Origin of the sequence: Deefgea tanakiae (assembly GCF_019665765.1) — a bacterium.
Classification (GTDB): domain Bacteria; phylum Pseudomonadota; class Gammaproteobacteria; order Burkholderiales; family Chitinibacteraceae; genus Deefgea; species Deefgea tanakiae.
In genome coordinates this window covers 200,849-214,643 of the sequence record NZ_CP081150.1, presented here as the reverse complement: position 1 = coordinate 214,643, position 13,795 = coordinate 200,849, and the positions used below count along the sequence as shown (strand labels likewise).

Here is a 13,795-nt window from a genome sequence, read left to right as displayed (position 1 = left end):
TATATCACGACGTGATTCATCTTATGCAGCAAAAGAAACGAGCGAGAAGCCTGTAGGCAAAGCAAAAAATGGCGAAAAACCGGAGTTTACGAATAGTAAATGAGGATTTTGAGCTATTTTTAACGCAGCATACGGGCTTCGCAGCCGTTTATCGCAGACGGCGCAATACTTCTTCCCGACCAATCAACGCCAACACCGCATCCACCGATGGTGTATTGGTAATGCCGCAGACTTTAGCGCGAATTGGCATGCCGACTTGTGGCATTTTCACGCCTTGCTGTTTTACGAACTCTTTAATCAATGCGCCCAAGCTAGCTGCGTCCCAAGTTTCAAGCGCAGCGGCGGCTTCGGCAAACAACTTCAAACGTTCTTCGTCTTCGGGTTGCAAATGCTTATCGGCGATTTCTTGGCTTGGCGTTAACGCTTGATAGAAGTATTCAGCTTGATCGGCCATTTCAACGAGGGTTTGGCAACGATCTTTGAGCAAGACACACACATCAGCGAGTGCAGGGCCACCCTCAGTTTTAACGCCCTTGTCGGCTAAGAAACCGGCCACGCGCGCTGCGAGTTTGGCTGGCTCAGCAGCCTTGATGTATTGCGCGTTAGTCCACAGAAGTTTATCGCGATCCATCCGGCTTGGGCTGCCGCTGACGTCTTTCAGATCAAACCATTCAACGAATTGCTCGAGAGAGAAGATCTCATCGTCGCCGTGACCCCAACCCAAACGCGCCAAGTAATTGAGCAATGCTTCGGGTAGGAAACCTTGGGTGTCGTAATCAACCACCGATACCGCATCGCGGCGTTTTGACAGTTTCACGCCTTGATCGTTATTGATCATTGGCAGGTGAGCAAACACCGGCACCGGCGCGCCCATCGCTTCGTAAATCACGATCTGGCGCGGCGTGTTGTTCACATGGTCATCGCCGCGAATCACGTGGCTGATTTTCATATCCGCGTCATCCACCACCACGCAGAAGTTGTATGTTGGCGTGCCATCAGGACGCGCGATGATCAAATCATCCAATTCGGCATGACCAATCTCGATGCGGCCTTTGACTTGGTCTTCCCATACTACCGAGCCGCCGATTGGCGTTTTAAAACGCACCACGGGTTTGATGTCGCTAGGGATCGCAGGCAAGGTCTTGCCTGCTTCTGGTCGCCAAGTACGATCGTAACGTGGTTTTTCGCCTTTGGCTTCGGCCGCAGCACGCTGCGCTTCGAGCTCTTCTTTGCTGCAATAGCAATAGTAAGCGTGGCCGCTATCGAGCAATTGCTGAATCACGACTTTATAACGATCCATGCGCTGCATTTGGTAGAACGGACCTTCGTCGTAACCAAGATCAACCCAGTGCATGCCATCCATAATCGCCGCGACCGATTCAGGCGTGGAACGCTCTAAGTCCGTGTCTTCAATCCGTAGTACAAATTGACCGCCGTGCTTTTTGGCATAAGCCCAAGAAAACAGCGCAGTGCGAACACCACCAATATGAAGTAAACCAGTCGGGGAAGGGGCAAAACGGGTGCGTACGGTCATAGCGACAAATCCGGCGAATAGCAAAACCGCTATTGTACTAGAAATGCGCAGCCGCGCTGTGGATCACAATTGAAGCAAAAACAATGAGGCTAGGTATTTAACGCTAGCCATTGTCAATTAATAACTAGAAGCAAATACCCATCAAATCATAAAGACGCCAAACGCTTGGGCTTCTCGATATTGAGCTTGCTATTGATATCCAAGGTTAGATTGCCCGGATTGTGCACGACAACGGTGTTGGAAAACTCCGGCAAAGTGACTTTGCTCGGTCGTTCGAAGCGTACCAAAATATCGTAATAGGATTTTAGTCTTTCCACATAAATCACTGGAGCGCCACCGCGCGCATAGCCATATTTAAGCGTACTAAAATGCTCAGGCTTTCTGAGTAGCGGCAATACACCTTTTAAATCCGTCCAACTATCGGGATTGATATTTAAACGCAGCGCCAAAGTCCGTGCGTCTTCAACGTGACCTAGGCCGATATTGTAGGCAGCCAGCGCCTGCCAGGTACGATCAGGCTCTGGCACCGTTTCTGGAATCCCTTTGCGCATCATTTGCACATAACGCGCACCACCTAGGATGCTTTCTCGCGGGTTTAAGCGGTCAACACCGAGCAAAGACGCCGTATCGTTGGTCAGCATCATAATGCCGCGCACACCGGTGGGCGAAATCGATTCGTTATCCCAATGCGACTCTTGATAGGCCAACGCAGCAAGCAGACGCCAATCGATGCCTGTTTCGGCTTCGGCTTGTAAAAAGGTCGCTCTGAATTTGGGTAGCGTAGATTTGATCCGGCCAAGATAAGTGAGGGCATCCAAAGTATCAACGCGATTGACGTGCCCATAGTAACGATCTTGCAAACGGCTGAGCGATCCCTCCGCCATCACCTGGCGGAAATAAGCTGAAGCCATCGTGCGCAATTGTGGGTCTTCATCACGTACCGCCCAAGACAATTGCTGGGTGTTATCGGCAAATGACTTTGAAATGGCAACATTCGGATAATAATTTTGCGCGACATCGGCCGCATGAGAATCAACAACAGCGTAGGCCAATTTACCGGTTGAGACTTGCTCAATGAGGTCTTCATTATCAGCGTGTTCGACCGCATTGATTTGCAAGCTAGGGTACTTGGCTTTTTGTTGACTGAGCGAATCGAGGTATTGCGGCAAAGTACTTAATGGCGCGTGGCCTTGCTGAATCTCTCTAAGGACATCCGCTTCACTACGCGCTGCGGCATAGACCAAAACCGGCGTCACATTTTGATAAGCGGGGCCAAACAGCAAACCTTCACCATCCACGCCGCGATGCACGCCTACAGCCAAATGCGCTTCATTTTGCTTGAGACGCTGCACAACCTCAGCATAAGTGCCCACCATAATGAAGCGAACTTTTAGATCATTCAGTTCAGCAAATCGGGTGACAAGGTCGTATTCAAGACCTGCATAACGCCCTTCTGCATCGACATACAATGTCGTTGGGCCGTTTTGCACCAGCACGGTTAATTCTTTGGACTCCGCCCATGGTAATACACGTTGTGCTTGCGACGAATAGTCGCCACAGCCCAAAAGTACGCACGCCGAGAGCGCAATCAAGAATTTCTTCATGCCGATCCTGTTCCTTACAAAGATGGCGCATTGTGCCTAATTTTTGGCAAAACAACAAACTAAATCTTTGGCAAACAAGGACTTGCATCAGCAAGCCCTTATTTTGCGAGGGTTAGAACGGAATGAATTAATCGAAATTGAACAGAAAAAAACGAGAAGTACGGCGGATATTGTGCATTTTATGCATCAATTGTAGGTATATCAAAATCCTATGACGGCAGCCTAAAGCACTATTTTCTGCAATGACTCATTGGCTGTAACAACAGCCAAGCAACCTCATATTCATCACAAATCAAATAAAAGCTTTAGCTTGCCCGAATCAGGATGGAGCATCGCGACCTCATAAGCGGATTGGCCATGATGATCCTGAAAATGTGCATCAGCACCATGACTAAGTAACAATTCAACCATGCGTCGATGCCCCTCTTTGGCTGCATAGTGCAATGCTGTTTTACCGGAATTATCTTGCGCAGTGACTTCCAAGCCATTTTCGAGCAGCAAGGCGGCAGCGCTGATGCGCCCCTTAGCTGCCGCAGCCATCAGCGGCGTGAAACCAGAATGATCTACCACATTCAAACGAACCCCAAAGCGCAACAATAAATTCAGGCCATTGCAATGATCACCCGCTGCAAACAAATGCACGATTTGCCGGCCCTGATGATCGGAAGTACTCGCGCGCGCACCATTTTGCAGCAATAGCTCTGCTGCCGTGAAATGCCCATAATAGACCGCCCACCATAGCGCAGTTAAACCATCCGCATCTGGCTCATCAATATGAACGCCGCCTTGCAATTGCTCCTGCAAAACCTCAATCCTACCCTGCTTGGCAGCCTCTAAAAAAGTGGGAAAATCAAATTCACTGAGATGAATTGCAGCTGTGCGCACTGCTTCCTCATAACCCCAAATAGCCGCCTCACTGCCGATGCCCATCGCATTATCGTGTTCACGCTGAACAATAAAAAGCTCGTGGGCAACATCCGGAGGAAACCCTGCTCGATCGCCACGACTATCAAACAGCAAATCGTTTAAAAACGCGACTAAGGTTTCCCGACCCCACATTTGCGCAATTCGTTCAGCAATCCGTGGATAATTGAGAATCAGTAATTTAGGGGTATTCTTTTCGCCTAATAGTTCAACGAGTCGATTTGCTAATCCAGCATCCATGATTTCTCTCCAGTACCGCAGTATCACCCTTCATCTATAGACTGATTTTGCTAAAACGGGGGCTTTATTGCAGAAAAATCAAGGACAATAGTCTACTGAGGGGACGGTTTTGGTGCGCAGTATTTTGTATAATCGGCCTGCAAAATTTTCAGTTTATCCTGCATTTTTCTAATATCGTAAGGCTGGTTATTACCCGTTAAACGGCGCTGGATCAAACGTTGCTCTTTACTGATTTTGGCGCAGCGCTGCGCTTCTAGCGCGGCTAATTTTTCAGGGCTACCTTGGTAATACTCTTGCGCTTGCACCACTCCGGCTAAGAGCATGCAGACCATTAATAAATTAAACTTCATCTCACTTGCCTCAATGCTTGCTGCAGTTGATTGATCAATCTCGGTTTTAAAGGAAAACGGTGCTGCTCAATGGCTCTAACCGGTACACATCCCGCCAAGCTATTACAAACAAAGATCGCATCGGCGGCAAAAAGATCAACCAATTTCAAATCACATTCAATCGCATGTATATCATCACAAGCATTCATATTTAATAGCATATCGCGATATACCCCAGCTACACCCGAGCAGTCTAATTTGGGTGTAGACCAAACGCCATTGATAAGAGCAAAGACATTACTCATCACCCCTTCAATGACGAAGCCATCTCGATCGAGCATTAAACCATCAAAAATGGCAGGATCCGACCACTCGCGCCGTGCCAACACGTTTTCGAGTCGATTGAGATGTTTCACTCCAGCCAGCGCGGGCTGCCAACTAGCTTGGGTTTCACAAACTCGCAGCACCGCCCCTTCGGTATATAAATTGGATGCATAGAGTGGCAAAGCGGCGCGCTGAACGATGCGATTGGGCACGATATCGGCAGGCATCATATAGCCGCGCGCCGATTCACCACGCGTAACGATGATTTTAATACTGTGATCAACAGGTGCCAGTTGGGCAATCTCTGCCAACAAGATCGCCTCGCTCGGCGCGACAATCCCCAAGCGCGCGCAATCACTGGCGAGTTTGGCATAATGTTGCGACCAAAATTCAATCTGACCCGCTGTCACTTTCATCGTCCGAAAAACGCCATCGCCAAATTGAATTGCGCGGTCACTTAAATTCAAACTGTCGCTCGAAGCCCCATTCACTAAGCGCATTAGCCCTGCACTCCCAAGGCTCGCAACAGCCCACGCGCTTTATGCCGCGTTTCTTGCAATTCGCGTTCAGCATCTGAATCAGCCACGACACCAGCGCCAGCACGGAAATACAACTGGTCGCCACGCTGCACAAAAGTCCGAATTAAAATATTGCTATCCATACTACCGTCTCGATTGATGTAGCCCAAGCTGCCGGTGTAGGCCAGCCGCGGGCGGTCTTCGAGCTCGCGGATGATCTGCATGCAACGCACTTTAGGGCAGCCGGTAATCGTGCCGCCCGGAAATAACGCCCGCAATACATCGGCCGTATTCAAACCGTCGCGCAGGACGGCGCGAATATTCGATTCGATATGATGGACAAAGGAATACGTTGCCACCGCCATGAGTTCGTCGACTTTCACGGTTCCAGGCACGGCAATTCGCCCCAAGTCATTGCGCTCTAAATCGACCAGCATAATGTGCTCGGCCCGCTCTTTGGGCGTATCGAGCAAGCGTTGTTTGAGCTTTTCATCCTCAATCGGATCGAGTGAACGCGCAAAAGTCCCTGCAATCGGGCGTGTTTGCACGACACCGTCTTTGACTTGCACCAAGCGCTCGGGCGAAGAACTCACTATTTGCCCCGCCGCGCCCAAGTCCAAATAGGCCGAGAACGGCGCGGGATTGGCAATGCGTAGCGCGGCATACACATCGGTCGCAGTGCCTTGCGCAAGCGATACATCCCAGCCACGCGATAAATTCACTTGAAATACATCGCCGTCGACGATGTACTGCTTGGCGCGCGCGACACCGTCGAGAAATTGCTGCGGCTCATCTTCGGAAATCCGCGCAACTTGCAAAGGCTGCGCTTGCCATGCGGGCGTGTTGGTCAGCAAGGCTTGTAACTGGGCGAGCTGATCTGCGGTTTCAGCCAACAAGGTTGTAGTTTGTGTTTCACGCTCAAATAAAATAGCAGCAGGGCAACGGACTAAAGCGCCCAAAGGAAAGTCGATATACTCCCCCATTGTACGAGCCTGAACACTAGGTTCAAAAATCTCTAGCAGCTCATACCCCGCATAGAATATCCAGCCTCCATAAAAGGGCAGATTATTATCGCCCGGCGCTGATTCGGCGTGGGTTGCTAGCTCCGCTAAATCCCGCACCAATCGTGCGCCATCGCCCGCCGCATACAGGCGAGTCTCTGTCGGCAAGGCAAATAAAATATCCCAGCCTTGCGTTTGCGACGACTGCAACAGCGCAGGAAATTGCTCAGGAGCTTGAGCCGCCAGCGCGAGTAAATCCGGCGCTTGGGGCAAATCGGCAGTAAAATAGTTAAATTCAGGCATAGGCGCTATTGTAGCAAGAGCGCTGCCAACTCACAGTAGAGAAGACCGCTAATGAAACGACTTTTCATCACCGCCCTGCTCGCCAGCCAATCATTGATGGCAGCAGACCTGCCACCAGTGCAATCCGTACCTCAAGTTGATTTAGCGCGCTATGTCGGCACTTGGCATGAAATTGCGCGCTTCCCCATGTATTTCCAAAATCAATGCGTGGGTGATATCACCGCCAATTACAGCAAAATGGACAATGGCAAAATCAAAGTCATTAACCGTTGTCGCACCAAAGAGGGTGAATTTGATCAAGCCGAAGGCAGTGCCAGCGTCGTAGAAAACACGGGCAATGCCCAACTCAAAGTCAGCTTTTTTTGGCCCTTCCGCGCCGACTATTGGATTATTGGCCTCGACCCTGAATACCGCTGGGCCGTCGTCGGCAACCCAAACCGCAAATATTTATGGATTTTATCGCGCAGCGAAACCATGGCGCCAAACGATCTAGCCGCAGCCAAAACCAGCGCCGTAGCTCAGGGGTTTGATTTAACAAAACTCATGATGAGCGAGTTGAAATCAGCGCAGTGATTTTCGTACGAGATGAAATGGGTCAAGGCGAATTGCGGCTTTCGACCCAAAGTAGGCTAATTACAATTTCTTCTTGCCGCCTATCGATTTCAATTTTTTGTAAATGTAATCGGTAAAATCGTGACCAGGGGTAATAATGCTTTCTGTTAGTGGATTTTTCATTTCATCATTAAAACGAGCAATTGCTACTTCTTCGTTCGGGGCATAAATCAGCCAGCCAACCACTTCAAAACCCTGAGCCAGCAACTTCTCTCTACGCGTAAGAAAATCATCTTCTTCTTCAACGCATAAATTTCGAATCTCACTCTGTGACTCGATTGTTCTTTTGTAAAATTGAAAAGTCGACATTTCAGGCCCTTTGAAATTGTAAACACTGAGCATTTCTGCAATATCAAACAAGCAAGGACTATTGCACGAAACTCCACAGCAGTAGAAAAAGCGTCCGTTTATGGCAGAACTCAGCCCCTCAACAAATCATATCAGCAGTGCTTCAATTTGCAGCCAGTTGATTCTGCAAATACCCAAAGCTACAACAGCTAGCAGAACCCTTATGGTATACAACCCTAGATATTACAAATCATCACACTGAAAGCAATACCTACAAAAAAGCCACCCGAAGGTGGCTTTCTCAATTGAGCTACTCAACTTAGACTTTCTTAAACACCAGCGTACCGTTGGTGCCGCCAAAGCCGAATGAATTGGAGATCGCAACATCGATCTTCATATCACGCGCAGTATTGGCGCAATAATCTAGATCGCAGCCTGACTCAAAATCTTGCTCGTGCAAGTTAATTGTCGGTGGCGACACTTGATTGTGCAGCGCCAAGATCGAGTAAATCGCTTCAACACCCCCCGCGCCGCCCAACAAATGGCCGGTCATTGATTTCGTTGAGTTAACGACTAATTTCTTAGCGTGATCGCCAAAGGCAATTTTCAATGCATTGGTTTCGTTCGCATCACCCAATGGCGTTGAAGTACCGTGTGCGTTCACGTATTGCACTTGATCTGGATTGACGCCAGCATCACGCAGTGCGTTCGCTACGCCACGCGCTGGGCCTTCGGCGCTTGGCGCAGTGATGTGATGTGCGTCGGAACTCATGCCGAAGCCAGCAAGTTCAGCGTAAATCGTTGCGCCGCGTTTTTTAGCGTGTTCGTACTCTTCGAGCACCAAAACACCCGCGCCTTCGCCCATCACGAAACCATCACGGCCTTTATCCCACGGACGTGAAGCTGTTTTTGGATCGTCGTTACGCGTCGACAAGGCTTTCATCGCGCCAAAGCCACCGATTGCCATTTTGCAAATCGTGCCTTCAGCACCGCCAGCAATCATCACATCGGCATCGCCATATTGGATAATCCGCGCAGCATCACCAATGCTGTGCGCACCCGTGGTACACGCCGAAACGATGCCATAACTTGGGCCTTGATAGCCTTTCATAATGGATACGTGACCAGCGATCATATTGATCAATGAGCCAGGAATAAAGAACGGGCCGATTTTGCGCGTACCGCCTTCGATGTAGGCTGCATTGGTTTGCTCAATCAATTGCAAACCACCAATACCCGAACCGATATTCACGCCAACGCGGGTTTTATCGAGATCAGTAATCTCATCCAAACCTGCATCGCTAATTGCTTGCATCGCCGCAGCAATGCCGTAATGGATGAAGTCATCCATACGGCGTGCGTCTTTTGGGTTCACGTATTGTGAAACGTCGAAATCTTTCACTTGACCTGCAACATGGCAACCCATATCACTCGGGTCAAAGCGAGTGATTAAATCAATGCCGGATTGACCAGCTAGCAGGTTGGCCCAGCCAGTGGCAACATCATTGCCAACTGGGGAAACTTGGCCCAAGCCGGTGACAACTACTCTGCGTTTAGACACGGGGTAACTCCGCTGAAGGCCGGGCACACCCGGCCGTATATAATAAGCAGCTGGGTATTCCCAGCCGTATCAAATATAAATACCGGGCATTCCCGGCGGCACCGATGAAATTAAGTTCGCTCAGCAAAGGCGAGCGCATCCTATTCTTTCATCGGGCTAAATATGAAAAAACCCCCGCGACGACACAAGCGTGCCGCAACGGAGGTCGGGACGTACTGAATTACTTGCTCAGGTGAGCTGACACATAGTCAACAGCTTGCTGAACTGTAGTGATCTTTTCTGCATCTTCGTCAGGGATTTCGCACTCGAATTCTTCTTCAAGTGCCATAACGAGTTCAACGGTGTCGAGTGAGTCGGCGCCGAGGTCGTTTACGAATGATGAATCAATCTTAACGTCAGTTTCTGGCACGCCGAGTTGCTCAGCAACGATCTTCTTCACGCGTTGTTCTAGGTTTTCCATGGATGTATATTCCCAAGCCTTTATTAGCTTAATGTTCGAAAAAAACGTTCGCATTCTACCAAAAAAACGGCGTTGCAAACAGGTTTTAGGGTTTTCTTGTACAAATTGTACAAAATGTACAAGCAAATCAAAGCAAAAAAATCAGACTAATCCAGTCAACATGCGGCTTTGCCGCTTGTCAGCCGATTAATTCATAAACATGCCACCGTTCACATGAATGGTGTTGCCAGTAATGTAACCGGCCTTATCTGAAGCCAAAAAGCCCACCGCGTCAGCGATATCTTTTGGATCGCCCAAACGGCCCAGCGCAATATTTGCCACTAATTGCGCTTTTTGCTCATCCGGCAAGCCTTTGGTCATATCGGTATCAATAAAGCCGGGGGCAACCGCATTCACAGTCACGCCACGGCTACCGATTTCTTTAGCCAATGATTTGGTAAAGCCAAATAAAGCCGCTTTCGCTGCCGAGTAATTGGTTTGCCCTGCATTGCCCGTTGCGCCAACGACTGAAGCGATATTAATAATCCGGCCCCAGCGCGCTTTCATCATATTGCGCATCACGGCTTTAGATAATTTGTACACAGGCTTCAGATTGGTATCCATGATGGCATCCCAGTCTTCGTCCTTCATCCGCATCAGCAAATTGTCGCGCGTGATACCGGCGTTATTCACCAAGATCGCAATCGGGCCAAAATCTTTTTCAATCTGCGCCACAATCGCTTCGCACGCACCGTCTTCAGTCACTTGCAAACGCAAGCCTGAACCCGTCGCGCCCGCGGCTTGCAGGTATTCTGCAATCGCTGCGGCGCCTGAATCGCTGGTCGCCGTACCAATGACCGTTGCGCCTTGCGCAGCCAATTCCAAAGCAATCGCCTGACCAATCCCGCGCGATGCGCCCGTTACCAAAGCTACTTTACCCTGCAAACTCATTAAGCACTCCTATATCGAGGTATATCTCACCAAGGTATAGCTGACAATTACCAGCAGCAGATACCTAAACTATTTTATTACAACACAGATTTCAATTGTTCGATGCTCGCGGCATCAACCAAAGCCACGCCTTGCACATCAGCGGAAATCCGTTTATTCAAACCTGCCAAGACTTTGCCTGGGCCACACTCCGCCACGACGGTAACGCCGTCTGCGGCCATTTTTTGTACTGTTTCAACCCAACGTACCGGCTGATAGAGTTGACGCACCAAGGCATCACGAATTTGCTCGCCATCTTGATAAGCCGCCACATCGGCGTTGTGCAGCACCGGCACAATCGGCGTATTAATTTGTACGGTCGCCAATTTTGCTGCGAGTTTTTCTGCCGCTGGTTTCATCAAATCACAATGCGAAGGAACAGACACAGGCAGCAACATTGCGCGTTTTGCGCCGCGCGCTTTACATGCTTCGCAGGCACGCTCAACTGCCGCTTTACTACCTGCAATCACCACTTGGCCTGGCGAATTAAAATTCACCGCTTGCACTACTTCGCCTTGTGCGGCTTCTGCACACGCTTCGATAATCAACTCGTCACTCAAGCCAAGCACAGCCGCCATCGCGCCAGTGCCTGCTGGTACAGCTTCTTGCATCGCTTCGGCACGCAAACGCACCAACTGCAAGGCATCGCCAAAGCTTAATGCCTCAGCCGCCACCAATGCGGTATATTCGCCCAAGCTATGGCCTGCCATCACCACTGGCATTGCGCCACCTTGTGACTGCCACGCACGCCATGCCGCAACACCGGCAGTCAACATCAAAGGCTGCGTATTCACGGTCGCGTTGATGGCTTCCAGTGGGCCTTCAGAGGCCATTGCCCACATATCTTCGCCCAACACGCCGGAAGCCTCGTCAAACGTAGCCTTGACTACGGCTAAATCAGCCCAGCCATTCATCATGCCAATCGATTGCGAACCTTGCCCTGGAAATACAAAAGCTAAAGACATTATTTATTCCTTTCAAACAGTAAAACGGCGCTTCAACAGCGCCGCATACAATCTATCAAAATCAATATTTAACGAGCACCGAGCCCCAAGCAAAGCCACCACCAATCCCTTCCATCAACAAGGTCTGGCCGCGCTGAATCTTACCACTGCGAATGCCGGCATCCAATGCCAATGGAATCGATGCCGCCGATGTATTGCCGTGCTGATCCACCGTCACAATCACATTATCCATCGACATGTGTAAATGTTTAGCGGTGGATTCGATAATTCGAATATTGGCTTGATGCGGCACCAACCAATCAATATCAGTTTTTTCCAAGCCAGCTTTTGCCAAAGTGCTTTCAGCGACTTCCGCCAAGGCTTTCACGGCAAATTTAAACACCGCATTGCCTTCCATATACACATAGGGATTGCCAACCAGCGCGCCTTGTTTTGGTCGTGCGTCGGTTTTCAAAATGCCATTGTAACGGCCATCAGCATGCAGATGCGTTGCCAAAATACCTGGCTCTTCAGATGCTTTGAGCACCACTGCGCCTGCGCCATCACCAAACAAAATACAAGTACCGCGATCATTCCAGTCGATCAAGTTCGACAAGGTTTCCGCGCCGACCACAACCGCGCATTTTGCCGCGCCGCTTTTCACAAATTGATCAGCGGTCGTGAGTGCATAAACAAAGCCAGCGCACACCGCTTGCATATCAAACGCAGGGAAGCCATGTACACCCAGTTTATTTTGCAAAATGCAGGCGGTTGATGGAAAGATATTATCCGGCGTCGTCGTCGCGACAATCAGCAAATCCACTTCGCTTTTATCAACGCCTGCAGCAGCCAATGCGCGCTCGACGGCAATTAATGCCAAATCAGAGGTGAGTTGATCCGGCGCAGCCAAATGGCGCTGGCGAATCCCGGTGCGCGATACGATCCACTCATCCGTCGTGTCGACTTGTTGTGCCAGCTCGGCATTAGTTAGAATTTTTTCTGGTAGGTAAGAACCAGTACCTGCAATACGGGAATACATCATAGTCCCCTTATAATTTTAATCTAGGTATTAGCCTTTAGCCATTTTACTGCAAAGGCTACAAGGCTATACCCAATCAATCTACGGTAGATTCCACCACTGCATTGAGATGCAGCAACTCTTGCTCTACCTGCTCGGTAATTCGTTGAATCATGCCGGAACGCGCTTCTTCAACGGCTTGTGCCAACGCCCAGTAAAACGCGTTTTTATTGGCTCCGCCATGACTTTTCACCACAATGCCGCGCAAACCCAAAAATGATGCGCCATTAAATCGATCCGGATCAAGTCTTGACTTGAAGCGCTTCAATAAAGGCATCGCTAAGACAGCGACAAATTTGGTAAACACATTGCGGTTAAATTCTTCTTTCAAGAAGGTCGAAATCATTTTGACCAAACCTTCTGACACCTTCAACGCCACATTACCGGTAAAGCCATCACAAGCGACGACATCGACCGTACCACGGTAGATATCGTTGCCTTCGACATTACCATGGAAATTAAGGCGGGTTTTACGGATCATTTCTGCCGCCTCTTTCACCGCTTCATTGCCTTTAATGTCTTCTGAACCAATGTTGAGCAAGCCCACCGTTGGCGCATCAACGTGCTTCAAAGCCGAAAACATCGCCGAGCCCATAATGGCAAATTGCGCCAATTGCAAAGGCGTAGAATCCACATTCGCGCCCAAATCGAGCATGGCAGTTTGGCCTTTCATCGTTGGCATTAATTTGGCAATGGCAGGGCGATCAATACCCGGAATGGTTTTGAGCACAAAGCGTGCCGTCGCCATTAAAGCACCGGTATTTCCCGCTGAAACGCAGGCGTTAGCCTCACCCGACTTCACCAAATTAATGGCAACGCGCATCGACGAGTCTTTTTTATTTTTCATCGCCGATTGCGGCGACTCATCCATCGTCACCACTTCAGTTGCAGCATGGACGCGCAAACGCGGATGCGTTACGGCATGATGCGCCTTTAACTCGGCGGCAATGGCATCTTCAAGCCCGACCAAAACGATATTGACATCGGGATTGTCGCGCAAAAAGCGCAATGCGGCAGGCACCGTGACATGGGTGCCGTGATCGCCGCCCATGGCATCAACTGCAACAGTGATATCCATCAGTACACCTTAAAAATCTAAAACGGGT

14 protein-coding genes are annotated in these 13,795 nt (G+C 49.7%); 1 reads left to right on the top strand and 13 read right to left on the bottom strand.

Annotated features, from left to right (window positions below):
* Positions 1-148: 148 nt before the first annotated feature.
* From gltX to K4H28_RS01015, 6 genes are all read right to left on the bottom strand, one after another.
* A complete protein-coding gene (gene gltX / locus K4H28_RS01040) occupies positions 149-1,534 on the bottom strand; it encodes a glutamate--tRNA ligase (RefSeq protein ID WP_221006435.1) in 1,386 nt (461 codons plus the stop codon).
* Between the two features lie 146 nt (positions 1,535-1,680).
* The gene (gene mltF, locus K4H28_RS01035; protein ID WP_221006434.1) at positions 1,681-3,138 is read right to left on the bottom strand and encodes a membrane-bound lytic murein transglycosylase MltF; all 1,458 of its coding nucleotides are present in this window, start codon (positions 3,136-3,138) and stop codon (positions 1,681-1,683) included.
* 285 nt (positions 3,139-3,423) lie between these two features.
* The gene (locus K4H28_RS01030) at positions 3,424-4,302 is read right to left on the bottom strand and encodes an ankyrin repeat domain-containing protein (RefSeq protein ID WP_221006433.1); all 879 of its coding nucleotides are present in this window, start codon (positions 4,300-4,302) and stop codon (positions 3,424-3,426) included.
* A gap of 92 nt (positions 4,303-4,394) precedes the next feature.
* Positions 4,395-4,652, bottom strand: coding sequence for a hypothetical protein (locus K4H28_RS01025; RefSeq protein WP_221006432.1), 258 nt, complete (start codon positions 4,650-4,652; stop codon positions 4,395-4,397).
* Positions 4,649-5,455 (bottom strand): aminodeoxychorismate lyase, encoded by an 807-nt coding sequence (gene pabC, locus K4H28_RS01020; RefSeq protein ID WP_221006431.1) that lies wholly within the window; start codon positions 5,453-5,455, stop codon positions 4,649-4,651. The genes K4H28_RS01025 and pabC overlap by 4 nt, the downstream gene beginning before the upstream one ends.
* Positions 5,455-6,777 carry an aminodeoxychorismate synthase component I gene (locus K4H28_RS01015; RefSeq protein WP_221006430.1) on the bottom strand — a complete coding sequence of 441 codons (1,323 nt, stop codon included), beginning with the start codon at positions 6,775-6,777 and terminating at the stop codon, positions 5,455-5,457. The genes pabC and K4H28_RS01015 overlap by 1 nt, the downstream gene beginning before the upstream one ends.
* Before the next feature lie 51 nt (positions 6,778-6,828).
* Here K4H28_RS01015 and K4H28_RS01010 point away from each other — a divergent pair, with 51 nt between their 5' ends.
* Positions 6,829-7,350 carry a lipocalin family protein gene (locus tag K4H28_RS01010; protein WP_221006429.1) on the top strand — a complete coding sequence of 174 codons (522 nt, stop codon included), beginning with the start codon at positions 6,829-6,831 and terminating at the stop codon, positions 7,348-7,350.
* Positions 7,351-7,410: 60 nt separating this feature from the next.
* Here K4H28_RS01010 and K4H28_RS01005 read toward each other — a convergent pair whose 3' ends face one another.
* From K4H28_RS01005 to plsX, 7 genes are all read right to left on the bottom strand, one after another.
* Positions 7,411-7,698 carry a hypothetical protein gene (locus K4H28_RS01005; RefSeq protein ID WP_221006428.1) on the bottom strand — a complete coding sequence of 96 codons (288 nt, stop codon included), beginning with the start codon at positions 7,696-7,698 and terminating at the stop codon, positions 7,411-7,413.
* Positions 7,699-7,996: 298 nt separating this feature from the next.
* Positions 7,997-9,238 carry a beta-ketoacyl-ACP synthase II gene (fabF, locus tag K4H28_RS01000; protein ID WP_221006427.1) on the bottom strand — a complete coding sequence of 414 codons (1,242 nt, stop codon included), beginning with the start codon at positions 9,236-9,238 and terminating at the stop codon, positions 7,997-7,999.
* 220 nt (positions 9,239-9,458) lie between these two features.
* The gene (acpP, locus tag K4H28_RS00995; RefSeq protein WP_027467925.1) at positions 9,459-9,698 is read right to left on the bottom strand and encodes an acyl carrier protein; all 240 of its coding nucleotides are present in this window, start codon (positions 9,696-9,698) and stop codon (positions 9,459-9,461) included.
* A gap of 186 nt (positions 9,699-9,884) precedes the next feature.
* A complete protein-coding gene (fabG, locus tag K4H28_RS00990; protein WP_221006426.1) occupies positions 9,885-10,628 on the bottom strand; it encodes a 3-oxoacyl-ACP reductase FabG in 744 nt (247 codons plus the stop codon).
* Between the two features lie 77 nt (positions 10,629-10,705).
* Positions 10,706-11,632, bottom strand: coding sequence for an ACP S-malonyltransferase (gene fabD, locus K4H28_RS00985; RefSeq protein WP_221006425.1), 927 nt, complete (start codon positions 11,630-11,632; stop codon positions 10,706-10,708).
* 61 nt (positions 11,633-11,693) lie between these two features.
* Positions 11,694-12,653, bottom strand: a complete 960-nt coding sequence (locus K4H28_RS00980; RefSeq protein WP_221006424.1) for a beta-ketoacyl-ACP synthase III — start codon at positions 12,651-12,653, stop codon at positions 11,694-11,696.
* Positions 12,654-12,726: 73 nt separating this feature from the next.
* Positions 12,727-13,767 (bottom strand): phosphate acyltransferase PlsX, encoded by a 1,041-nt coding sequence (gene plsX / locus K4H28_RS00975; protein WP_221006423.1) that lies wholly within the window; start codon positions 13,765-13,767, stop codon positions 12,727-12,729.
* Positions 13,768-13,795 lie beyond the last annotated feature (28 nt).

Coding starts and splice junctions, on each gene's coding strand:
- K4H28_RS01025 (WP_221006432.1), bottom strand. CDS start 4,652: ATGAAGTTTAATTTATTAATGGTCTGCATGCTCTTAGCCGGAGTGGTG.
- plsX (WP_221006423.1), bottom strand. CDS start 13,767: ATGGATATCACTGTTGCAGTTGATGCCATGGGCGGCGATCACGGCACC.
- K4H28_RS01030 (WP_221006433.1), bottom strand. CDS start 4,302: ATGGATGCTGGATTAGCAAATCGACTCGTTGAACTATTAGGCGAAAAG.
- K4H28_RS01010 (WP_221006429.1), top strand. CDS start 6,829: ATGAAACGACTTTTCATCACCGCCCTGCTCGCCAGCCAATCATTGATG.
- fabD (WP_221006425.1), bottom strand. CDS start 11,632: ATGTCTTTAGCTTTTGTATTTCCAGGGCAAGGTTCGCAATCGATTGGC.
- mltF (WP_221006434.1), bottom strand. CDS start 3,138: ATGAAGAAATTCTTGATTGCGCTCTCGGCGTGCGTACTTTTGGGCTGT.
- K4H28_RS01015 (WP_221006430.1), bottom strand. CDS start 6,777: ATGCCTGAATTTAACTATTTTACTGCCGATTTGCCCCAAGCGCCGGAT.
- pabC (WP_221006431.1), bottom strand. CDS start 5,455: ATGCGCTTAGTGAATGGGGCTTCGAGCGACAGTTTGAATTTAAGTGAC.
- gltX (WP_221006435.1), bottom strand. CDS start 1,534: ATGACCGTACGCACCCGTTTTGCCCCTTCCCCGACTGGTTTACTTCAT.
- K4H28_RS00980 (WP_221006424.1), bottom strand. CDS start 12,653: ATGATGTATTCCCGTATTGCAGGTACTGGTTCTTACCTACCAGAAAAA.
- K4H28_RS01005 (WP_221006428.1), bottom strand. CDS start 7,698: ATGTCGACTTTTCAATTTTACAAAAGAACAATCGAGTCACAGAGTGAG.
- fabG (WP_221006426.1), bottom strand. CDS start 10,628: ATGAGTTTGCAGGGTAAAGTAGCTTTGGTAACGGGCGCATCGCGCGGG.
- acpP (WP_027467925.1), bottom strand. CDS start 9,698: ATGGAAAACCTAGAACAACGCGTGAAGAAGATCGTTGCTGAGCAACTC.